This window comes from Kribbella sp. C-35 (assembly GCF_046549195.1).
Lineage (GTDB): Bacteria > Actinomycetota > Actinomycetes > Propionibacteriales > Kribbellaceae > Kribbella.
Genome location: NZ_JAJPWG010000002.1, coordinates 1,231,630 through 1,253,070, shown reverse-complemented (window position 1 = coordinate 1,253,070; position 21,441 = coordinate 1,231,630). Strand labels below are relative to the sequence as shown.

General features: G+C 67.0%; 20 protein-coding genes. 7 read left to right on the top strand and 13 right to left on the bottom strand.

Annotated elements, in window-relative coordinates; translation table 11 throughout:
* Positions 1-43 precede the first annotated feature (43 nt).
* The 4 genes from ACLJOO_RS18470 to ACLJOO_RS18455 form a co-directional block, all read right to left on the bottom strand.
* The gene (locus ACLJOO_RS18470) at positions 44-481 is read right to left on the bottom strand and encodes an iron chaperone (RefSeq protein ID WP_410788402.1); all 438 of its coding nucleotides are present in this window, start codon (positions 479-481) and stop codon (positions 44-46) included.
* A 90-nt stretch (positions 482-571) separates the two neighbouring features.
* Positions 572-1,060 carry an SRPBCC family protein gene (locus tag ACLJOO_RS18465; RefSeq protein WP_410788401.1) on the bottom strand — a complete coding sequence of 163 codons (489 nt, stop codon included), beginning with the start codon at positions 1,058-1,060 and terminating at the stop codon, positions 572-574.
* Positions 1,061-1,131: 71 nt separating this feature from the next.
* Positions 1,132-1,527, bottom strand: coding sequence for a VOC family protein (locus tag ACLJOO_RS18460; RefSeq protein ID WP_410788400.1), 396 nt, complete (start codon positions 1,525-1,527; stop codon positions 1,132-1,134).
* Positions 1,528-1,579: 52 nt separating this feature from the next.
* Positions 1,580-3,889 (bottom strand): PQQ-dependent sugar dehydrogenase, encoded by a 2,310-nt coding sequence (locus tag ACLJOO_RS18455; RefSeq protein WP_410788399.1) that lies wholly within the window; start codon positions 3,887-3,889, stop codon positions 1,580-1,582.
* Positions 3,890-4,013: 124 nt separating this feature from the next.
* On the opposite strand from ACLJOO_RS18455, the gene ACLJOO_RS18450 reads away from it, so the two are divergent.
* Positions 4,014-4,526, top strand: a complete 513-nt coding sequence (locus ACLJOO_RS18450) for an NUDIX domain-containing protein (protein WP_410788398.1) — start codon at positions 4,014-4,016, stop codon at positions 4,524-4,526.
* Positions 4,527-4,547: 21 nt separating this feature from the next.
* Here the strand turns inward: ACLJOO_RS18450 and ACLJOO_RS18445 are convergent, their stop codons facing one another.
* From ACLJOO_RS18445 to ACLJOO_RS18415, 7 genes are all read right to left on the bottom strand, one after another.
* Positions 4,548-6,590 carry a PQQ-dependent sugar dehydrogenase gene (locus tag ACLJOO_RS18445; RefSeq protein WP_410788397.1) on the bottom strand — a complete coding sequence of 681 codons (2,043 nt, stop codon included), beginning with the start codon at positions 6,588-6,590 and terminating at the stop codon, positions 4,548-4,550.
* 177 nt (positions 6,591-6,767) lie between these two features.
* Positions 6,768-7,583: a MauE/DoxX family redox-associated membrane protein gene (locus ACLJOO_RS18440; RefSeq protein WP_410788396.1), complete on the bottom strand. Its 816-nt coding sequence runs from the start codon at positions 7,581-7,583 to the stop codon at positions 6,768-6,770.
* A gap of 1 nt (position 7,584) precedes the next feature.
* A complete protein-coding gene (locus ACLJOO_RS18435; protein WP_410788395.1) occupies positions 7,585-8,187 on the bottom strand; it encodes a cell wall protein in 603 nt (200 codons plus the stop codon).
* 13 nt (positions 8,188-8,200) lie between these two features.
* Positions 8,201-8,512: a hypothetical protein gene (locus ACLJOO_RS18430; protein WP_410788394.1), complete on the bottom strand. Its 312-nt coding sequence runs from the start codon at positions 8,510-8,512 to the stop codon at positions 8,201-8,203.
* Positions 8,513-8,721: 209 nt separating this feature from the next.
* A complete protein-coding gene (locus ACLJOO_RS18425) occupies positions 8,722-10,233 on the bottom strand; it encodes an MFS transporter (RefSeq protein WP_410788393.1) in 1,512 nt (503 codons plus the stop codon).
* On the bottom strand, positions 10,230-10,778 hold the full coding sequence (locus ACLJOO_RS18420) for a TetR/AcrR family transcriptional regulator (RefSeq protein WP_410788392.1): 549 nt from the start codon (positions 10,776-10,778) through the stop codon (positions 10,230-10,232). Before ACLJOO_RS18420 ends, ACLJOO_RS18425 begins: the two co-directional genes overlap by 4 nt.
* A 183-nt stretch (positions 10,779-10,961) precedes the next feature.
* Positions 10,962-11,096, bottom strand: a complete 135-nt coding sequence (locus ACLJOO_RS18415) for a hypothetical protein (RefSeq protein WP_410788391.1) — start codon at positions 11,094-11,096, stop codon at positions 10,962-10,964.
* Between ACLJOO_RS18415 and ACLJOO_RS18410 the strand changes: the two genes are divergently transcribed.
* Entirely contained in the window at positions 11,095-12,081 is a 987-nt protein-coding gene (locus ACLJOO_RS18410; RefSeq protein ID WP_410788390.1) for a TerC/Alx family metal homeostasis membrane protein, read from the top strand. The two genes, ACLJOO_RS18415 and ACLJOO_RS18410, sit on opposite strands and share 2 nt — an antisense overlap.
* A gap of 87 nt (positions 12,082-12,168) precedes the next feature.
* Here ACLJOO_RS18410 and ACLJOO_RS18405 read toward each other — a convergent pair whose 3' ends face one another.
* Together ACLJOO_RS18405 and ACLJOO_RS18400 are read right to left on the bottom strand one after the other, a co-directional pair.
* Positions 12,169-13,410 carry an MFS transporter gene (locus tag ACLJOO_RS18405; RefSeq protein WP_410788389.1) on the bottom strand — a complete coding sequence of 414 codons (1,242 nt, stop codon included), beginning with the start codon at positions 13,408-13,410 and terminating at the stop codon, positions 12,169-12,171.
* Between the two features lie 237 nt (positions 13,411-13,647).
* The gene (locus tag ACLJOO_RS18400; RefSeq protein WP_410788388.1) at positions 13,648-14,187 is read right to left on the bottom strand and encodes a GNAT family N-acetyltransferase; all 540 of its coding nucleotides are present in this window, start codon (positions 14,185-14,187) and stop codon (positions 13,648-13,650) included.
* A 34-nt stretch (positions 14,188-14,221) separates the two neighbouring features.
* Here ACLJOO_RS18400 and ACLJOO_RS18395 point away from each other — a divergent pair, with 34 nt between their 5' ends.
* From ACLJOO_RS18395 to ACLJOO_RS18375, 5 genes are all read left to right on the top strand, one after another.
* Positions 14,222-15,106: a phosphotransferase enzyme family protein gene (locus ACLJOO_RS18395; protein ID WP_410788387.1), complete on the top strand. Its 885-nt coding sequence runs from the start codon at positions 14,222-14,224 to the stop codon at positions 15,104-15,106.
* Between the two features lie 346 nt (positions 15,107-15,452).
* Complete coding sequence (locus ACLJOO_RS18390) at positions 15,453-16,451, top strand: ABC transporter permease (RefSeq protein WP_410788386.1); 999 nt, start codon at positions 15,453-15,455, stop codon at positions 16,449-16,451.
* Positions 16,448-17,395: a carbohydrate ABC transporter permease gene (locus tag ACLJOO_RS18385; protein ID WP_410788385.1), complete on the top strand. Its 948-nt coding sequence runs from the start codon at positions 16,448-16,450 to the stop codon at positions 17,393-17,395. Before ACLJOO_RS18390 ends, ACLJOO_RS18385 begins: the two co-directional genes overlap by 4 nt.
* Before the next feature lie 20 nt (positions 17,396-17,415).
* On the top strand, positions 17,416-19,077 hold the full coding sequence (locus ACLJOO_RS18380) for an ABC transporter substrate-binding protein (protein WP_410788384.1): 1,662 nt from the start codon (positions 17,416-17,418) through the stop codon (positions 19,075-19,077).
* On the top strand, positions 19,078-21,360 hold the full coding sequence (locus ACLJOO_RS18375) for a glycosyl hydrolase family 95 catalytic domain-containing protein (RefSeq protein WP_410788383.1): 2,283 nt from the start codon (positions 19,078-19,080) through the stop codon (positions 21,358-21,360). It abuts the gene before it with no gap.
* The last annotated feature ends 81 nt before the right edge of the window (positions 21,361-21,441 follow it).

Genomic DNA, 21,441 nt, shown 5'->3' with positions numbered 1-21,441 from the left:
CCCAGCAGATCTTGCCATGGCCGCAGTGCGCAGCCTGCCGGGTTCAGCTGACGGCCTGCTTGATCAGGGCGGTGAGCTGCTTCTCGACTGCGGGGGTCAGCTTGGTGATGGCGTACGACGTCGGCCACATGTCGCCGTCGTCGACGTTGGCGGAGTCCTGGAAACCGAAGGTGGAGTAGCGGTACTTGAACTTGGCGGCGTCCTGGAAGAAGCAGACGATCTTGCCGTTCTTCGCCCAGCCGGGCATGCCGTACCAGAGCTTCGGCGTCAGCTCCGGCGCGATCTGGGGGATCAGCTCGTTCAGCCGCTCGGCGATCTCGCGGTCGGCGTCCGCCATCGTCGCGATCTTCGCCGCCTGCGCCTCGGCCGGGTCCTCCTTGCTCTTCAGCTCCTTCGCGTGCTCCTTCATCGCGTCCCGCTCAGCCGCGCTGAAACCGTCGTACGACTTCTTCGTGTTCTTGGTGTTCTTGGTGGTGGCCATCGGACTCTCCCTTGTTTGGTTGCCGTCTCCAACACCCCAAACACTAGAAGCCGCGGAACCCCCGCGCTTCTTGAAAACTGATCAGATCCGTCAGGCGTGCTCGGCGGTGGACTTGATGTTGGCGAGCGTGGTCCGGATCCCGCGCCGTTGTTTGGCGGGCAGCCGGAGGACGGCGTACATCGCCTTCAGGGTCCACGCGCCTTTCGCCGGTGGCAGGACCTCCATGTGATGGCTGAGACGGGTGCCGTCCAGCTCCGGGGTGACGGTGTAGGACCAGAAGACCCGGCCGCCGTCGCCGCGATTGGCCTCCTTCATCGGCGGGAACGAGACCCAGCCGAAGCTGTGGTCCGGATCCCACGTGGTCACCTCGGACGGCGCGTCGAACTTCTGCGGCCCGAACTTCTCGTGCGCGATCCACCGCGCTCCGACGTGCAGCGTGTCGTCGAAGTCGATGACCTTGGTGATGCTCTTCGGGCCGGCGTACTCCGGATGCCGCCGGACGTCCGTGACGAGCCGCCAGACGGCCTCCGGCGTGGCGTCTACATGGACGGTTTCCTCGATGTCTACCAGTGCTTCCATGGTCCCTCCCCGGTGCTACTGCCTCCACGATGCGCCGATCCGGGGCGGCCGTCGAGAGGGTTGCCCTGAGCTCAGCCGTCGGCGTAGAGGCAGAACGGGTGGCCTGCTGGGTCGAGCAGGACGCGGACGTTGCTCTGGGGCTGGAAGTCGGCGAGGGTGGCGCCGAGTTCTACGGCATGCTCGACCGCGGCATCGAGGTCGCCTACCTCGATGTCCAGATGCATCATCATCTGTTGCCGGCCCTCGGCGGCCGGCCAGACCGGGCGTTCCCACGGCGCAGACGTTTGCGCCTGGAACGCCAGGTACGTCTCGGAGTTGCCGGGGACCGCGAGGGTGAACTCGTTCGGCTCGTTCTTGTGGATCTCCCAGCCGAGCACCTCGTGGTAGAACAGGCCGAGCGCCTGCGGATCCGGTGCGTCGATCACCGTCCCGAACCAGTGCCCCTTCGCGGATCGTCCTCTGAGCATCGTCGTACCTCCTGCTTGTGAAGGTACGACGCTAGAGGGGCGCTCCGACAAATCAGCGTTTGCGGTAGGTGGCTGTGTAGGTGGTGTTGACCGCGGGCGCGGTGATGGTGTGGTCCTGCGGGCCTCCGTCGGACCATGCGACGAAGTAGTAGGTGAACTTGTTGAACTGTTGCGGGGACGGGGCGCTGACCGAGTTCGCCGAGCCGACGACGACGGTGACGGAGAACGGGGTCGAGCGGGGTGCCTCGTTGACGACCATGTTGGTCAGGTTGAGTCCGCCCGGGTTGGTCCGGAACGTGAGTACGACGGTCCGCGGGTCGAGGCGGCGTGTCGTCGTCGAGGACAGCCCTCCGGAATCGGTCGCGGTCAGCTGCAGTTCGAGCCAGCACGGATACACGTGGTCGGGCGCCGCGAACGATCCCGACGTACCGCCGAACGTCTGCAACTCGTGCGCGTGGCAGTCCGACGGCGTGATGCAGTGATGCAGGAACAGCTTCCAGCTCAGCGCGGACGTCGGCAGCGGCCCGTCCTGCGGGTCGGTCGCATGGCCGCTGAACGCGATCTGGTCGCCGACCTTCCACGTGAGACTCGAACTGGGCGTGTCGATCACCGCCGTCGGCGCCGTGTTGCCGGCCGTGACCGTGACCGACGTCGTGTCCGTCGCTCCCTGGTTGTCCGTCACCCGGAGGCTCGGGTGATAGACCCCCGCTGAGTTGTAGGTGTACGTCGCCGTCGCGCCGCTCGCGTCCCCGAAGGTGCCGTCACCGTTGAGATCCCACGAGTACGTGAGCGCCCCACCTTCCGGATCGGAGGAGCTGGTGCCGTTGAAATTGACCGTCAGCGGAACAGGTCCGCTGGCCGGAGTTGCCGTGAAGGCCGCGGTCGGCGGTTGGTTGGCGGCCGTGAACGTGATGCGGTGTACGAGGCCGCTCTCCATGTCGACGTAGAACAGGTCGCCGCCAGGACCGATCTTCAGGTCGACCGGATGCCCGGCCGCCCCACCCGTCGAGTCGACGCCTACGAACGAGCGCAGTCTGGCCGGATCCGGCAGACCGTTCGTGCCGGGCAGCATCGCCCAGATCTCGTTCCGTGAATGGTCGGCGAAGAACAGCGCGCCGTTGTACTCCGCCGGATACGACCCGCTCTGGTAGAACGCGATCCCGGTGATCGACGAACCACCGGTGCGGCAACCGGTGTAGTTCACGACGCAGGCGCTGTGGTTGTAGGCGTAGTACGGCGCGACGACCGCACCAGGCGCCGAGTACAGCGTCGAGCACGACGACAACCCGGCACCCTGGTACCCGCCCTGCGCGGCCGAGCCCTCATAGCAGGGCCAGCCGAAGTTGTGCGCTGCCGTCGGCGCCACCACCCGGTTGATCTCTTCCCACGTGTTCCACCCGACATCGCCGATCCACAGCTCGTCCGTCCCCGGGCGCTGCGTCATCCGGAACGGGTTGCGGGTGCCGTAGGCAACGATCCGCCGTGCGTTCGGATCCGTCGAGGAGAAGAACGGGTTGCCAGGTACGCCGGCGCCCGTACTCGGGTCGATGCGCAGGATCGCACCGTCGAGAGTGGCCGGACCGCTGGGACGGCGGATGCTCTGACTGCGCAGCGCCCCACCTTGCGCGTTCGGTGCGGTCAGCGCGGTGCCGACCGAACCGGGCGGATCGCCGCACGGGTTCGCCTGGTCGCCGGCGTACGTCGCGCCGTACTGGCCGTAGTCGACGTTGTTGAAGCTGGCGCCGTCTCCGCCGCTGACGTACAGGTAGCCGTCGCGCCCGAACAGCAGCGTGCCGACCGAGTGGCTGGGGAACTGCTGGCACCAGTCGTTGATCAGCACCTGCTCGGGACCGGTCATGACGTTGCCGCTGATCTGCAGCCGGGACAGCCGCGCCGACACCAGGCAGCCGTCGGTGGTCGGGCCGGGTGGGGTCGGGCAGGCGTCGTTCCACCGCGGCGCGGTCGCGCCGATCGCCGCGTCGTACGCATAGAGCACGTAGATGTACGGGCTGGCGGGGAAGTTGGGCGGTACGGCGAGGCCGAGCAGGCCGCGGTCCCAGTAGTCGCCGACCTGGGTCGACAGGTCGGCGACCGTGACCGGACTGGTGTCCGTCAGGCTCTGGAAGATCTTGATCACGCCGTTCTTCTGACCGACGACGATCCGCCCGTCCGGCGCGAACTGCAGCACCGTCGGGTTGGTCAGCCCGCTCAGGACGACCGAGTCACGGAAACCGGTCGGCAACGTCGCCGCCCCGGCCGCGCCGTGCGTGAGTACGGCGGCGACCAGGAGCATCGCGACCGCCATGCTGATCCGTCCGCGCCCGCGCGCGGTCCTGCCGAGACCCCACATCTCGTCCCCCACTTCCCAGCGCCTCAGACCCCTCCGCGCGCTGTCTGCTGGTTCAGAATGCGCCGATCCACGGCAACCGTCGAGTGGGTAGCTGCCCGCAGCCGACCGAGCTCAGCAGGTAGTCGACACTGGAGGCGTGAATCGATTGGACGACCTTGCTGCCGAAGGCGAGCCGGAGAAGGAGTTCAACCCGGGCATCGCGGCCCGCTTCCCCCGCAAGACCGCCGCCGGCGGCGCACTCATCCGCGACCGGGCCGGCCGGATCCTCTTCCTCGAACCCACCTACAAACCCACGCTCGACATCCCCGGCGGCATCGTCGAGCCCGACGAGTCGCCGTACGAGGCCTGCCGCCGCGAGGTGCGGGAAGAAATCGGCCTCGACCTCGAGATCGGCCGCCTCCTGGTCGTCGACTGGGTCCCCGCCCAAGGCCCGTGGTCGGACTCCCTCGCCTTCGTCTTCGACGGCGGCATCCTGGACAACCCCACCCTCACCCTCGACCCCACCGAAGCCCGAGCCCACCACTACCTGACCCTCGCCGAAGCAGCCCCCCGCCTCCGCCCCTCCATGACCCGCCGCCTAACCCTCGCCCACCAATCCCTAACCACCGGAACCCCGGTCTACGCCGACTTCGGCCGGCTCCCGGGGTGACGGGAGCCGGCTCGTCGCGTACTACGGGAACTTGAGTCGCACGATCACGTTGTCGATCGTGGACGGGGTGCCGCCGTTCTTGTCGTTGTTGGTGGAGGTGAGCCACAGCGCGCCGTCCGGTGTGCGGGTGATGCTCCGCAGCCGTCCCCACCGGCCGGAGAACAGCGCCTGCGGTGTCCCGACGCCGGTACCGGCCGAGTTGATCTTCGTGACCCACAACTGCTCGCCGGTTACGCCCGCGATGTAGATCCAGTCGTTGACGATCTCGATGCCGCTCGGTCCGGCCTGTGACGTCGACCAAGTCCGTTTCGGTGCGATGTACCCGCCGCAGTCACCGATCGTCCCCTCGCACGCGGGCCAGCCGTAGTTGCCGCCCTTCTGGATCAGGTTGAGCTCGTCCTGACTGTTCTCACCGAACTCGGCCGCCCACAACTGACCCCGCGAGTCCCACGCCAGACCTTGCGGGTTCCGATGCCCCCAGCTCCACACGTACCTCGCGTTGCCGCCCGTACTGTAGAACGGATTGTCGCTCGGCGCGCTGCCGTCCGGGTTCATCCGCAGGATCTTCCCGTTCAGCGAGCCCTTGTTCTGCGCGTTCCCGGAATTCTTGGCGTCACCAACGGTCGCGTACAGCTTCCCGTCCGGACCGAACGCGATCCGTCCGCCGTTGTGGTACCGGTTCTTCGCGAGCCCCGTGAGCACCGGCGAGGACGTCGTACCGAGCTGCCCGTTCTCGTACTTCATCCGCACGATCCGGTTGTCGCCGGACGCCGTGTGGTAGAAGTACACCCAGTGGTCGCTGGCGAAATTCGGCGACAGCGCGATCCCGAGCAGACCGCCTTCTCCGGTGGTCGTGACCACGCCCGGCACCTTCCCGAGCGTCGTCTTCTGCCCGGCCGCCGTCACCCGCACGACCTCGAACCGGTCCCGCTCGGTCACGAGCGCGGACCCGTCCGGCAGAAACGCCACACTCCATCCGAGATCGACCTTCGCGATGTCTTTGTCGTACGCCGGAATCCCGCCGGCGCCCGTCGTCGCCGTACGGACCGTGACCGCGTTGCTCGCACCGGACGCGTTGCCGTCAGGATCGCGAGCCTTGACGGTGAACGTGTACTCCGTGTTCGCCGTCAGCCCGGTCACGGTCGTGGTCAGCGAACCGGTCGACGCGACCTTCGTCGAGCCCTGGTACACGTCGTACCCGGCGATGCTCCCGCTGTTGTCGGTGGACGCGTTCCACGCCAGCGACACGCTGTTCGCGGTGACGCCGGTCGAGTGCAGGTTCCCGGGCACGGTCGGCGGTTGCGTATCGCCGCTGCCCGGCGTGGTGAACGTGACCACATTGCTCTGCTGCGAAGCGTTGCCCGCGGCATCGAACGCGCCGACGGAGATGTCGTACGACGTGTTCGCCGTCAACGTGTCGACGGTCGCGGACAGCGTGTTGCCGTCGACAACTTTCAGTACGTTGCCGCCGCGGTTGATCTCGTACCGGACCACGCCGACGTTGTCGCTTGCCGCAGTCCAATGGAAGGTTGCGGCGTTCGACTTGACGTCGCTGACGGTCAGGTCGCCGGGCGCCGACGGGGGAGTGGTGTCGTCGGTGGTCGGGGTGACGGTCAGCTTGTCGGCGTTCGGTCCGCCGTCGGCGCTGGTCGCGCGGGCGCGGATCTTGTTCGTGCCGGCGGCGAGCTGGAGGCGGACGGTCCTGGTCTGCCAGGTCGTCCACGCGCCCGTGCCGGGGAACGTGATGCCGACGGCGCCGGGCTGCCCGTTGACGGTGAAGTCCATCGGCCGCGTGGCCGCCGTACCGTTCGCGTACCGCAGTGTCACGTCCGCCGGGCCGGCCGGGGCCGTCACGGTCCACTCGACGTAACTGCCGACGAGGTTGTCGTAGTTGACGAAGCCGGTGCCGGTGTAGCCGGTGTGGTTGGACTCGACCACGCCTTGCGAGACGGTCGCGTCCTCTGCTTGGTAGTCGGTGGCCGCCGCGGTAGCGGCTGGGGGAGCGCTGAGCCCGAGCGTGGCGACAGCCAGCGCGGTCATGGCCCAGATCGAGCGGGGTTTCATGAGGTCTCCTGGTGTTCCGGGGCGGAGGAGCTGCAGGGGACTAACTGTTAGGAAAGCTTCCTAATGATGGAGCTCAATGTCAACAGCGCGATCGCCAGGCCATCACAACGCAGCCGCTCCCGCCACGACGAGCGTGACGGGAGCGGCGGAGGGGCGATTGTGATGGCCTGGCGGTCCCTACCCGGTCGTGGCCAGCACGGTAGGCCGATACAACGTCAGACCTTCCTCGTCGACGACCGCTACCCGGATCGACTCCGGTGCGGCGTCTTGGTGCGGTACGGCGAAGACGGCGGTCGCGCGGCGGCCGTCGTACCTGGCGGCGTAGCTCACGAACCGCCAGTCGTCGTCGTCCCAATAGTCGTGGATGTCTGAACGCAGCAACCCGTCGACCGCGCGGTACGCCGGGCTGAGCAGGACCCGCCGCTGCGTCGCGGCGAGCGGCGTGTCGTCGGACGCCGTACCGGCGTACGGGTGGCTGAGTTGGATCCGGAACCGCCGCAGTGGCAGCAGCCAGTACCGGTCGAGCTCGGCGGACAGCATCGCGAACGCCGCCGCCTCGACGACGAGCACGAGTACACCTGCACCCGCCGACCACCACCCGGTCGAAGCCGTGGTGGCCAGGGATGATGTTGCCAGCAGCAACAAGGCGCGTGCGATCGCCCGCCCGTCAACAGGTTTCGCCGAGGCCTTCATGCAGCCACAGGATGCCTCAGGTACGACGATCTTCGAGTAGATCAGGAATCCGGTGAAGCCGACGGCCAGCGCGACAGCAGCGACTACCTCGATCGCCCAGAAAGGCGGTAGGAGAAGGGCCAGGGCGATGAGAGCCTCGATCGCGGCGACGGCTTGGTAGGCGGGTTTCGCGCGGGACTCGCCGACCAGGCGGGGGAGCGCCGTACGTTCGGACTGGTCGGGCGAGGTGAGCTTGCCGTACGACGACCAGAGCAGGAGTAACCCGATCAAGAGCGGCTGAGCAGCCGCCACGGTACCCATGTCAGTTCGACGTATAGATGGTCGCAATGTCGATCTCGTTGGTCCCCGGTCGCCAGGCGCCGATCACCTGGGCGTGCCGGCCGACCTTGAGCATCGACAGGTCCGACACCGCGGGCGTGCCGTTGTACACGGCCGCCGTGGTCCCGGACTGCACGTGCCCGACGACCTTCTGCCCGTGGTGGTCGAACTGGACGCCGTTCCGTCCGATCGCCGTGATCGCGACGGTCAGGTTGACGATGTTGACCCAGATCGCCTCGGCGGCCAGGATCCCGTCCGGCAGCAGTACGCCGCGCGCGTACAGGCCGTCGCCGATCCGGGCCTGGTCGATCGTGGTCGGGCGCAGCTTCCAGACACTCGTCACCCCGGTCAGTTGGATCCGGTGCAGCCGACCGTCGGATCCCTGTACCTGCAGGAGATCCTGGTTCCGGCCCATGATCAGACCTTCGGCGAAGTTCGGGTCCGGCTGACCCGCGTCGGCGAACTGCTGGGTGGCGGCGAACGCCGTCTCCGGAGCGAGCGATCCCATCGCGGTTGCGGCGACCAGTCCGGTCGCACCGAGGGCAGCGCGGCTGAGCAGCGAGCGGCGGTCCATCGTGGATGTCATCTCGGTTCTCCTCTCAGGCCACGTCGATCGTCACGGGGGACAGGCCGCTGCTCAGGCTGAGGCCGAGCGCGCTGAACGCGGCCGGCGTGAAGTCGATGACCCGGTTCGAGGCGCAGTTCCCGCCGCAGCAGGAGCGTTCGCCACAGAACAGGTCGGTCTGCGGGCCGCAGTCGGCGATCGACGTGACGATCCGCTTTCCGGTACACGGGCTGGTGGTGGCGTGCCGGAAACCGCAGGTACGCCGGGACATCCCGGTGATCCCGCAGCTGTCCGGGCGAGTGATGGCGTAGCACGCGTCCGAGGTGTTCGGCCACGCGTGCTGCATGCTTCCCGAGTTGCACGTCCCGCAGGCGCCGTGCCCGGCGCTTCCACAGGGTCCCCATGCGTTCCCACAACAGAACCACGAGGCTTCGGCACTGATTCCGGCCATGACAGATTCCTCCAGGTCTAGGGGCGGTAAGACCTACAAGAACTCTTTGTACTCCGATCCGGCGGAATCTCCCAGAGGTAATCGAAGAAACGGAAACTTTTTGCCTAGTGTTCCTGTGTCGAACTCGTGCTGAGTTGCTGGCCGCGGAGCAGGAACCAGGCGACGACCGCGGTGATCAGCAGGACTGCAGCGCCGACGCCGGCGGCGATGGAAACGCCGTGGGCAAAGGACTCTCGCGCCGCGTCGAGCAACTGAGCCGCCGCGGCCGGCGGAAGCTGTGCAGCCGCCTCGACCGCTCCTCCGAGTGACTCGTGAGCCGCGGCAGGCGTGCCCGCAGGACCGGTGAAGTCGCGGTAGACGCCGGTGACGATCGATCCGAGCAGCGCGATCCCAAGCGCCGCACCGAGCTCGTACGCCGTCTCGGACACCGCACTCGCCGCGCCCGCTTCCTCCTTCGGTACGGCGGCCAGAATCACGTCGGCGGTGACAGTGAACGAGAACCCAGCTCCCGCCCCGACCACGAGCAATGCCGCCCCGAGCAACGGATATCCGGTGTCCTGGCTGATCGTGGTGAGCGCCGCGAGCGCCAGCCCGATCGCCGCGAGTCCACCGGCCACGACCGCGCGCACCGAGAACCGGCGCGCCACCTGCCCGGCGAGCAGACCGGCGACGATCGCACCGATTGCGGCAGGCAACTCCGCGAGCCCAGCCTCGATCGGCCGCCGCTCCTGCACCAGTTGCAGGTACTGCGACAGGAAGAAGATCAGCCCGGAAAGCCCGAGGATCGTGAGCAGATCGGCCAGTACGGCGCTGCTGAAACCACGGCTGCGGAACAACCGCAGGTCCAGCAACGGGATCGGGAGCCGACGCTGACGACGTACGAAACCGTAGAGCGCGATCGCGCCGACCACGCCCGCGGCCAGCGGGATCCAGCCGAAGCCGTGCGCCGCGAACTCCTTGATGGCGTAGACGATCCCGATCATCCCGACCATCGACAGCACCACGCTCGGCAGGTCCCAGGGACCCGGCTTCGGATTGCGTGATTCGGGCAGCAGGCGAGCGCCGACGACGACCAGCACCGCCATCACCGGCAGGTTGATCAGGAAGACCGAACCCCACCAGAAGTTCTCCAGCAGTACGCCGCCGACGATCGGGCCGATCGCCATCCCCGCCGACGCTGCGGCGCCCCAGATCCCGATCGCGACACTGCGCTCCCGCGGGTCGTGGAAGAGGTTGCGGATCAGGGCGAGTGTGGCCGGCATCAGCGTCGCGCCCGCGACCCCTAGCAGTGCTCGCGCCACGATCATCAGCTCGGCCGAGTTCGCGTACGCGTTCAGCACCGAGATCGCGCCGAACGCCGTCGCGCCGATCAGCAGGATGCGCTTGCGGCCGATCCGATCGCCGAGGCTGCCCATCGACACGAGCAGCCCGGCGAGCACGAACGAGTACGCGTCGCCGATCCACAGCAGCTGCGTACCCGACGGCTTCAGATCCTCGGACAGGAATGGAGTCGCGAGGCCGAGCACCGTCGCGTCGACTGCGACGAGGAGCACGGCCAGCACGAGTACGCCGAGCGCGAGCCAGCGCCTCGGCCGTGTGATGGCTTGCTGCTTCATTTCTCTCTCCGTAGTGCGCCGCCGAGCAACAACTCGGTGACGTTCGAACTCAAGTCCTTGGGAGCCACGCGGCCTTCGCAGATCGCCCAGGCCGCGGAAACCAGCAGCCCGTAGAGCGCTTCCGTCAGCCACACCGGGCTGAGGTCGATCCGGAACTCGCCGGCCTCCTGACCGCGCCGGAACAACGCGACCATGCGGGCGTCGAGCCGGGCCCAGCCCTCGTTCTGCTCGTCGCCTTCGAACAACTGGTTCTCGGAGTACAGGAACGCGAGCAGTCCCGCGGCAGGCTCCAGTTCTCGCACAAGCCGCCGTACGGCGTCCGGGGCCGGACCGTCGTCGACGGCCGCCCGCTCCGCTGCGGCCTCGCACTCGGCGATGCCGAGCTCCTCGAGCGCCCGGACCAGCGCGTCCCGCCCGGCGAACTGCCGGTTCAGCGTGGCGCGGCTGATCCCGGCGGCCCGAGCCACCTCGTCCATCGTCGCGGAGGGCTTCCGCATCAACAGATTCGCGGCGGCCCGCAGTACCTGATCCCGATCAACAGCCATGAGACGAGCGTACCTCATATGAGACATCGGTGTCTCATTGAGACCTCTAGCGGTGAAGTCTGTATGCGGTATACGATCATGACAGACGTGTCGGGTGTGACCTGGTGAACGGTGAGATAGATCGGGACCCTATACACTTGGCGCGTTTGTGGAGGGGAGTATCCCGCCACGGCAGCGTCGTCATCACGGGAGGCCTGGACGGCCGAACCGGTGCTGCCGGCCCGCACTGATCGAGCACGAGATCAGCCGGGTGGGAGAGACCTCCGGACCAAGCCAGCTGTACGCCGACGTCCGGAGGTTCGTCATGGTCTCTGTCATGTCCCCTGCCGTCTGGGTGCTGACGATCGCCGGGTTGCTCGCGATCGTCGCGTTCGACCTGATCGTGATCGCGCGCCGCAACCACACCGTGACGATCAAGGACGCCACCCGCTGGGTGCTGTTCTACGTCGGCCTGGCCGGGCTGTTCGCGCTCGGGCTGTTCCTGTTCAGCCCCGGGCAGTCGGGCAGCGAGTTCGTCGCCGGGTACATCACCGAGTACAGCCTGAGCGTCGACAACCTGTTCGTGTTCGTGATCATCATGGCGCGGTTCGCCGTACCGAGCCTGGCGCAGGACAAGGTGCTGTACATCGGCATCGTGGTCTCGATGCTGCTCCGGGCGATCTTCATCCTCGCCGGCGCGGCGGCGATCTCGGCGGCGAGCTGGGTGTTCTACATCTTCGGCGCGTTCCTGGTCTACACCGCGGTGCGGCTGGCGATCGAGGGTGAGAACGACGAGTCCGACTTCCAGGAGAACGTCGTGATCCGCGGGATGCGCCGGATCCTGCCGCTGCAGCACGACTACGACGGCGCCAAGCTGGTCACCAGGACCAGTGGCCGCCGGATGCTCACCCCGCTGGTGATCGTGATCTCCGCGATCGGGATGGCGAACGTGATCTTCGCGCTGGACTCGATCCCGGCGATCTTCGGGCTCACCCAGGACGCGTACATCGTGCTGACCGCGAACGCGTTCGCGCTGATGGGCCTGCGGCAGTTGTACTTCCTGATCGGCGGCCTGCTGGAGCGGATCGTCTACCTGAACGTCGGCCTGTCGGTGATCCTCGCGTTCATCGGCGTGAAGCTGATCATCGAAGCGCTGCACGGCTCGCACATCGACGACATCGGCGCGATCCACCTGCCGCACATCGGCATCTTGACCTCACTCGGCTTCATCATCGGCACGCTGTTCGTCACCACGGTCGCCAGCCTGCTCAAGACGGCCCGCGACAACCGCCGCGAAGCGGTCCGCATCAAGATCGACGAGTAAGTCAACTTGCACCGCCACGCAGGCATAACCCCGGATTTCGGCGGGTTCGGATGCTGATTCCGGGGTTGTGCCTGCGTGCAGGTACCGTCAGACGGCCTGCTTCTCGGTAGTACGGGCTTCCCTGAGGCGCAGGTACAGCGCCGGGATCGGTAGCCAGATGAACGCGGACGCGAGCAGTGCGCCGCGCAACGACGTACGGCCGAGGGCGCCGAGCGGCGGGCCGCCGACGACCTGACCGATCGCGTTCGCCTGCGACACCATCGAGAGCACGGTGGCCCGGGAACGGGAGTCGACGTGCCGGTTCAGCCAGCCGGAGTGGATCGGAATCGAGACGGTGGCGGCGATCTGCCGCAACCAGAGCGCCGCGAGCGCGAGCCAGAGGTTCCCGGCGAACACGAACAGGAACATGCCGAGGACGTCCAGCGCGGCGAGCGTCGCGAGGATGCCGGTCGGGTGCGAGGCCTGCAGGCGTTCGGCGGAGAAGCGGTTCAGCAGTAGCGACGCGCCCAGCGAGAGGACGGTGCCGGCCAGCGCGAGGAGGGTGAACCAGAGTGCCGGGTCCGACGTACCGAACACGGTCGGGAAGCTGAAGGTCAAGAGCTTCACCGACCACAGCCGGTCGAACGCCTCGCTGGACAGTCCCGCGATCAGGCTGATGACCACCAGCGTCCGTACGACGGGACGCCGCCGGGCGACCGCCAGACCGTGCTTGAACGTCTCGGCCATCTGCCGGAACGTCTCGCGCTCCTCGCGCGGCGTGCGATGGAAGTTCTGCTCACGCATGAACACCGCGAGCAGCAGGCCGAGCAACATCGTCCCGGCGCCGGAGATCACCATCGGCAACGGCAGGCTGATCAGTCCGAGACCGCCGGCGGTGACCGTACCGGCGATCTTCGCGGCCAGCTCCAACTGCTGGGTGCGGACGAATACCCGGCCGGCCCGTTCGGTGCCGATCTCGTCGGTGATCCAAGCCTGGTCGGCGCCGGACGTGAACGTGTAGCCGACGCCCCACAGCACCTGCGCGGCGAGGATCGCCAGGAACGCGGGGACGAGGCCCTGGAGCAGGAGGCCGGCGCCGATCAGCACGAAGCCGATCACGATCGACAGCCGGCGGCTGTACAGGTCGGCGACGATGCCGGTGGGGATCTCGAAGAGGAAGCAGGTGAGCTCGAGCGTGGTCCCGACCAGGACCATCTGCAGCGGGTTGAGTCCGGCATCGCGGACGTAGTACACGAGGTTGAGCGTGAACGACAGGGCGGCCAGGAAGGACCAGGCGGCGTTGTAGACGTAGTACGTCCAGGTGGGGTCGGCAGACCGGTAAGCAGACATCGTGAGTGGCTCCTGAAAGCGCGTTCCGGGCAGGACGAAGCGCCGACCGGACGGTCAAACGCTTGCGTGGCGCACGGACGGCGGCAGGGCCGCGGTAGTGCGCTTTCAGGAGCGAGTACGCATGGCGAACAGGGTAGGGGAGACGCGGCGCGTCTGCCTTCGAATTAGCGACCCCGGTTGGTGATCAGGGGTACTATCAGTAATGCCTGGCCCGGCCGTTCCCCCGTGATGGTCGGGTCAGGTTTCTCGTCGCCCTTCGATCGGTTTCCGGTACCGCGGCTGCCGCTCGACGACGCGGTAGCCGGCCCGCTCGTACAGCGCGACGCTCCCCGTCGGGTTCTCCAGCACGGTCCACAGCGACGCCTCCCGTACGCCGGACTTCCACAACGCAGCGTGATTGGCCCGGAGTAACGCTGACGCCGGCCGCAACTCCACCCCGTCCGGAAGCTCACCCTCGCTCGGCGCGACGAGCGGCATCGTCATCCGCACTCGCGTCAACGCCACCTCGTACCCTGCGGCCCGCACCAAGGCGAGATCCCGCTCGGACACCGGATTGGTCCCCAACACCGCCGTACCCGAGATCCCAACCGCCGCCTCGCGGGCCCGCTCCTCCTGCCAAGCCAGGATCCGCCGCCCGTACCCACGTCGCTGGTACGCCGCCTCAACCTCACCCGTCAGCAAATACAACCGGGTCCCGTCCGCCTCGTCCCACCACCGCATCCCGGCCGACCCCACCACGACCCCGTCGACGACGACCCGACCGTCCACAAACTCCATGCGGCCAACTATCCCAACCTGCCAGGATGCAGAAATGACCGCGCTGGCTGATGTGGTGCATGCACTGGGGCTCGAGGCGACGCGGTTGGAGCCGACCCGGCCCGGTGACGAGGACTCGGTCCGCAACGGCAACTGGCATCTCTGGACCACCAACGGCGAGCACCGCATCCTCCGCCGCTACCACCTGCTGAGGACTGAAGAGGACCTCACTTACGAGACCCGCGTGCTCGATCACCTGACAGCGCGCGGCTGGTGCGTCCCCGCGCAGATCGCCGGCCCGATCCAGTACGACGAGCGACTCTGGGCAGCCACCCGTTTCGTACCAGGCCAACCACACCAGGACGAGACCGCGGCGCAGCAGAGCGAGCGCGGCGAGGTGCTCGCGCGGTTGCACGCGGACCTGAGCGACCTCGAACTCGGCTCGCGGCCGGGGTTCTTCCAGGCCGCGGACCTGGACGCGATGGCGGAGTTCCAGGGCTGGGACCGCGGCGTCGACCTGCTCCGCGCGCAGCGGCCCGACCTTGCCGACCGGGCCGCGCACGCGATGGACGGTGCCAAGGAGCTGGTGCGGGAGCACGACCTGTTGGGGTTGCCGCAGACGATCGTGCACGGGGACTTCGCGAGCTGGAATCTGCACTTCGACGAGGGCGGCCGACTCGCCGGGGTGATCGACTTCGATCTGTGCCACCTGGACAGTCGTGTCTGGGAGCTCGTGATCGCCAGGGTGCAGCCGGAGATGCTGGCCGGCTACCAGCGAGCCGCCGTCGAGCCGCTGGCTGAACATGAGCTGGCTGCGATCGAGCCGTTGCGGGTTGTGTTCCGGGTGTTGATGGTGATGGCCGAGCTCTGGAACGGCCGGCAGGCGGGCCGTTTCGACGACGACATGATCGACCGGCAGCTGGCTGAGGTCAGGTCTTGACATGGACCGCTGTCGGCGGGTTGACTGCGACATAGTTAACAGCAGAAATAAAATCTGGATCGGTCCGGTGTCGGTGGCTCAGAGCGACCCCGGGTGTGATCGACGTATGCCCGGATCCGGTGGCGAGCCATCGGATCATTCGTCGTTCCGCGACCGGTAGTTGCTGGGGGCAACGCCGGAAAACCCTTACCTACAAGGGATCTGAGCTCATCGGTCACCGTCCGGTATCGACCCGGGCCGGAAGTCTTCCGCTGCGCCGGGGTTGTGTGTCATCCTCCGGGATAGCGAAACCCGAGATCCTATCGGATATCGGTTCCACTCCAGCGCGTGAGGGAAAGGATGCGGAGTGAGCGCAACCTTCGAGGTGAAACCGGCACCGGCGGCAACGGCGCCGCCGGCCGCGGCGAGCGCCCGGAAACCACCGCGAACGAGTCGCCGGACCCAGGCCCGGCGCAGTCTCGGGCGGCACTGGCAGCTCTACCTGCTGATCGTCGTACCGCTCGCGTACTTCGTGATCTTCAAGTACGTCCCGATCGCGAACGCGGTGATCGCGTTCAAGAACTACAGCCCGGTCAAGGGCCCGTGGGGCAGTGACTGGGTCGGCTTCCGCAACTTCGAACTGTTCTTCCAGAACCCGGTGTTCTGGACCCTGGTGAAGAACACGTTCCTGCTGTCGGTCTACACGGTGCTCGCGAGCTTCCCGATCCCGATCATCCTGGCGATCGCGCTGAACGAGATCCGCAACGGCCGGTTCAAGAAGACCGTCCAGCTGGTCACCTACGCGCCGTACTTCATCTCCACCGTGGTCGTGGTCTCGATGACGATCCTGGTGCTGTCGCCGCGGCTCGGGTTCGTCAACGACGCGATCGGGCTGTTCGGCGTACCGTCGGTCGACTTCCTCGGTAACCCGGACTACTTCCGGCACATCTACGTCTGGTCCGACGTCTGGCAGACCACCGGGTACTCCGCGGTGATCTACCTCGCCGCGCTGTCCGGGATCGACCCGGCGCTGCACGAGTCCGCGCGGATCGACGGCGCCAGCCGGCTGCAGCGGATCCGGAACGTCGACCTGCCCGGCATCATGCCGACCGCGGTGATCATCCTGGTGCTGGGCGTCGGCAACATCATGTCGATCGGGTTCGAGAAGGCCTTCCTGCTGCAGAACCCGCTGAACACCGCGCAGTCCGAGATCATCGCCACCTACGTCTACAAGACCGGTCTGCTGAACGCCGACTTCAGCATGGCGACCGCCATCGGGCTCTTCAACTCGGTGATCAACCTGTTCCTGCTGCTCGGCGTGAACTTCGCCGCCAAGCGCATCACCGGAAACGGACTCTGGTCATGAGCATCACTCTGCAAGGATTCCGGCGTACGTCGGGGAGCAACCGGTCGGAACGCACCACGATCGAGGAGACGCGCACCGACAAGATCTTCCTGCTCGGTGTGAAGGTCATGTTGTGGATCGCGCTGATCCTGGTCGCCGTCCCGCTGATCTACATCGTCGCGAACTCGTTCAGCAGCCCGTCGGCGGTGAGTGCCGGCCGGGTGCTGCTGTGGCCGATCGAGCCGAGCCTGCGGGCGTACAAGGAGGCCTTCAGCGATCCGCTGATCATGAAGGGCTACCTGAACTCGTTCATCTACGCGATCGGCGGGACCCTGATCAGCGTCACGCTGACGATCGCGATCGCGTACCCGTTGTCCCGCCGGACGTTCTTCGGCCGGAACGTGATCATGAGCGTGCTGATCTTCACCATGCTGTTCTCGGGCGGCCTGATCCCGACGTACCTGGTGGTGCAGGACCTCGGCCTGCTGAACACCCGGTGGGCGATGGTGATCCCGAGCGCGATCGGGGTCTGGCAGGTGATCATCGCGCGGACGTTCTTCCGCAGCACGATCCCGGACGAGCTGTACGAGGCGGCCACCATCGACGGTGCGAGCGACCTGCGGTTCCTGTGGTCGATCGTGCTGCCGCTGTCCAGGCCCGTGATCGCGGTGATCGCGCTGATGTACGCGATCTTCCAGTGGAACAGCTACTTCGACGCCCTCATCTACCTCAAGGACCCGGGGCTCTACCCGTTGCAGATCGTGCTGCGGAACGTGCTGATCCTGAACACCCTCACCGGGTCCACCACCACGACGAGTCTGGCCCAGCAGCTCGAACAGCAACAGCTGGCCAACGTCCTCAAGTACGCGCTCATCGTCATCTCGAGCCTGCCCGTACTGATCATCTACCCGTTCGTCGCCCGCCACTTCACCAAGGGCGTAATGGTCGGCGCGGTCAAAGGCTAAGTACAGAAGGGAACACCGCAATGCGCTCATCCGTGAGCAAGGTCGTCGCGCTGGCAGCAGCCGGCGCGCTCGTCCTGGCCGCCTGCAGCTCGGACAAGTCCGGCAAGGGTGCGGCGAACGAGACATCGGCGGACGGCAAGGTCGTCATCGACACCTTCACGCCGTCCGACCAGAGCACCAACATGGACACCAACGCGGTGACCAAGATCATCAGCGACAAGTTCAAGATCCAGTTCCGCTGGCAGACCACGACGTACGACGCCGGCCCGGCCAAGGAGAAGCGGCAGATCTCGCTGGCCAGCGGCGACTACCCGGACCTGTTCTTCCTGATCCCGTGGATCGACGCGTTCACCCAGGCCGAGGTGCTCAAGCTCGGCCAGCAGGGGATCGCCGTACCGCTGGAAGACCTGATCAAGGAGAACGCGCCGAACATCCAGAAGGTCCTGGACGACAACAAGGAGTACAAGGAGATGGCGACCGCGCCCGACGGTCACATCTACGCGCTCCCGCAGTGGGCGGACTGCTTCCACTGCACGTACCCGGACAAGCTGTGGATCAACAGCACCTGGCTGAAGAAGCTCGGCCTGCAGGTGCCCAAGACCACCGACGACCTGCGCAAGGTGCTCGAGGCGTTCAAGACCAAGGATCCGAACGGCAACGGCAAGGCCGACGAGATCCCGATGACCACCGACCCGCAGGACAGCAGCCTGATCGCGTACCTGATGAACGCGTTCGCCTACGACCCGGTCGGCGCGAACAACGGCGTCCGGTCGCTGCTCACCCTGAACGGCGACAAGGTCACCACGCCGGTGACCTCGGACCAGTGGAAGGAAGGCCTGAAGTACATCCACGGCCTCTACAAGGACGGTCTGATCGACCAGGCCGCGTTCACCCAGAACGCGCAGGCGCTGCAGGCCCAGGGCAACAACCCGAAGGCCGTCGTACTGGGCTCGGTGCCGGTGCTGTGGCCGGGCATCTTCGTCCAGCTGGACTCGAAGGACGGCCGGGACAAGCAGTACGACGCGGTGCCGCCGCTGACCGGTCCGGAGGGCAAGAGCTACACCGGGTACAACCACCCAACCTCGACCGGATATACGTTCATGCTGACCAACAAGGCCAGCAAGGAGGCCCAGGTCGCGGCGATCAAGATGCTCGACTGGATCTACAGCGACGAGGGTCAGATGATCACCAACATGGGCCCGGAGGGCGTCGGCTGGACCAAGCCCGCCGCCGGTGACATCGCGCTCGACGCCAGCACGAAGGCGCTGTACAAGCCGAAGCAGGACGCGCCGAAGAACATCAGCTGGGGCGCGCTCGGTCAGTACAACAACACGCTGGCCTTCCGGAACGCGCAGGTCGTGCCGAAGGACATCTACACCGGCGCCGGCCTGGAGCGGCGGCTGTGGGAGGCGACCAAGCTGTACGAGGGCCACGAGGACAAGGCGCAGTGGTTCCCGTCGACGTTCGTCTGGCCGGACCCGAGTCTGAGCGGCGAGCTCGCGACGCTGCAGACCAACCTGAACACCTACGTCAACCAGAACCAGCTGGCCTTCATCACCGGTTCGAAGAACCTCGACACCGACTGGGACGCGTACGTGAAGGGGCTCGAGAGCACCGGCATGCCGCGGTACCTGGAGATCAACCAGCAGGCCTACGACAAGTACAAGTCCGGGAGCAAGTAGTTGTCACACCTCCTGTGGTTCCGCAGCCCCGCGGCAGACTGGTTCGAGGCGTTGCCGCTCGGCAACGGGCACCTCGGCGCGAAGGTGTACGGCCGGGTTACCGACGAGCGGATCGCGCTCAACCTCGACGACGTCTGGTCCGGTGACGGTCCGCGAACGCTGACCGTCCCGGACGGGCCGGCGGTGCTGGCCGACGTACGCCGGTTGTTGCTGGAGGACGGTGATCAGCTGGCGGCCACCGAGCGGACCCGTGCTCTGCAGGGGCCGTTGGTGGAGTCGTACCAGCCACTTGCCGACCTGGTGATCCGGTCGAGCGGTACTGCGACGGAGTACCGGCGCACGCTCGACCTGAGCACCGGCGTCGTGGGCGTGGACTACACAGTGGACGGCACCAGGTTCCGGCGCGAGACCTTCGTGTCCGCGCCGGACCAGGTGCTGGCGTGGACGATCACGGCGGACCAGCCCGGGGCGATCAATCTCGATCTCGGGCTGGAAAGTCAGCATCCGATCGCGGTGGAAGTTGCCGATGGCACCTATGGGATCGTCGGGCGGGCGCCGTCGGACCTGACGATCGAGTACCGGGAGAGTCCGGACCCGATCCGCTACGAGGAAGGGCGCGGGATCGGGTTCGGTGTCGCGCTCCGCGTCGTCTCCGAAGGTGGTGGCGTCACGACCTCGGCGGCCGGAGTCGCGGTCCGCGGGGCTTCTCGGGTGACCGTGCTGCTGTCGGCGGCGAGCACCTTCGCGGGCTGGTCGGTGCCGCCCGGCCGCGATCCTCTGGTCGCGTTGCAGGAGGCGGTCGCGGTACTCGATGCGGTTGCCGTGGACAAGCTTCGGGAGCGGCACGTCGAGGATCACGCGGCGTTGTACGACCGGGCGTCGCTGGAGCTCGGCGTTCCTGTCGATCTGCCGACCGACGAGCGGATCGAGGCGGTCGCTGCCGGGGGCAACGATCCGGATCTGGTCGCGCTGGCCTTCAACCTCGGCCGGTACCTGTTGATCGCGTCCTCCCGCCCTGGGACGCAGGCGGCCAACCTGCAGGGCATCTGGAACCAGGACCGGCGGCCGATGTGGGCCAGTGACTGGACCAACAACATCAATACCCAGATGAACTACTGGCTGGCCGACCTGACCGGGTTGAGCGAGTGCTTCGACCCGCTCACCGACCTGCTCGAAGGCCTGGCTTCGTCTGGTGCTCACACGGCGCGGATCTTGTACGACGCGCCCGGCTGGGTGTCGCACCACAACGCGGACATCTGGCGGGCGACCTGGCCTGTCGGCGACGGCGGGGACGATCCGGTGTGGTCTATGTGCGCGACGTGTGGGGTGTGGCTGACGGCGCATCTCATGGAGCACTACCGGTTCACGGTGGACGTCGACTTCCTGCGGGAGCGGGCGTATCCGTTGATCGCGGGCGCTGCGGAGTTCGTCCTGGCGATGCTCGTCGACGACGGCGAGCGGTTGCAGTTCATTCCATCGACTGCGCCGGAGCATCACTTCGTGCTGCCTTCCGGCGCGAAGGCATCGGTCGATCTCACGTCGACGTACGACATCTGGTTGATCCGCGAGCTGTTCGCGAACCTGGTCGAAGCTTCAGCGGTCCTGGGGCTGAACTCGGACCTTGCCGTGCGGGCCGCCGCCGCGCGCGATCGTTTGCCTTCGGTGCGGATTACGCCGGACGGACGACTGCACGAGTGGCCGACGGACTGGGAGCCGTCGGAGCCGCAGCACCGGCACCAGTCGCATCTCTACGGCCTCCACCCAGGCGCCGAGATCGACCCCGTGCGTACGCCGGAACTCGCCGCGGCGGCTCGTGCGTCACTGGAGCTGCGGACCGCGGGTGCCACCAACGGTGGTTGGACCGCGGCGTGGCTGGTGGCGTTGTGGGCGCGGCTGTTCGAGCCGTCGCGGGCCGTCGAGGAGATCCAGGACTACTTGAGCCGACTCGTCTCGGGCAACCTGCTGCACCGCGACGGCGACATCTTCCAGATCGACGCCAACTTCGGCCTCACCGGCTGCATCCCCGAACTGCTCCTACAGAGCCACACCGACGTCATCCGCCTCCTACCAGCACTGCCTTCCGACTGGCCCGACGGCTCGTTCCGCGGGTTGCGGGCACGCGGCGGCCTGTCCTTCGACGTCACCTGGCAGAACGGCGTACTGACACAGGCCGTCGTACACGCGACCCACGCCGGCACCCACCGGATCGCGCTCGCCACCGACGCCCCCGTCACCCTCACCCTCGCCGCCGGCGAGCACCGCCACCTCGTGCCTTCACTTTGAGCACCCACCAACCGTTTCCAGGCGCCGAAACTGGTTGGTGGGCGCTCAAAGTGGACCTGGTTAGGGTTGCCTTAGTTGGGT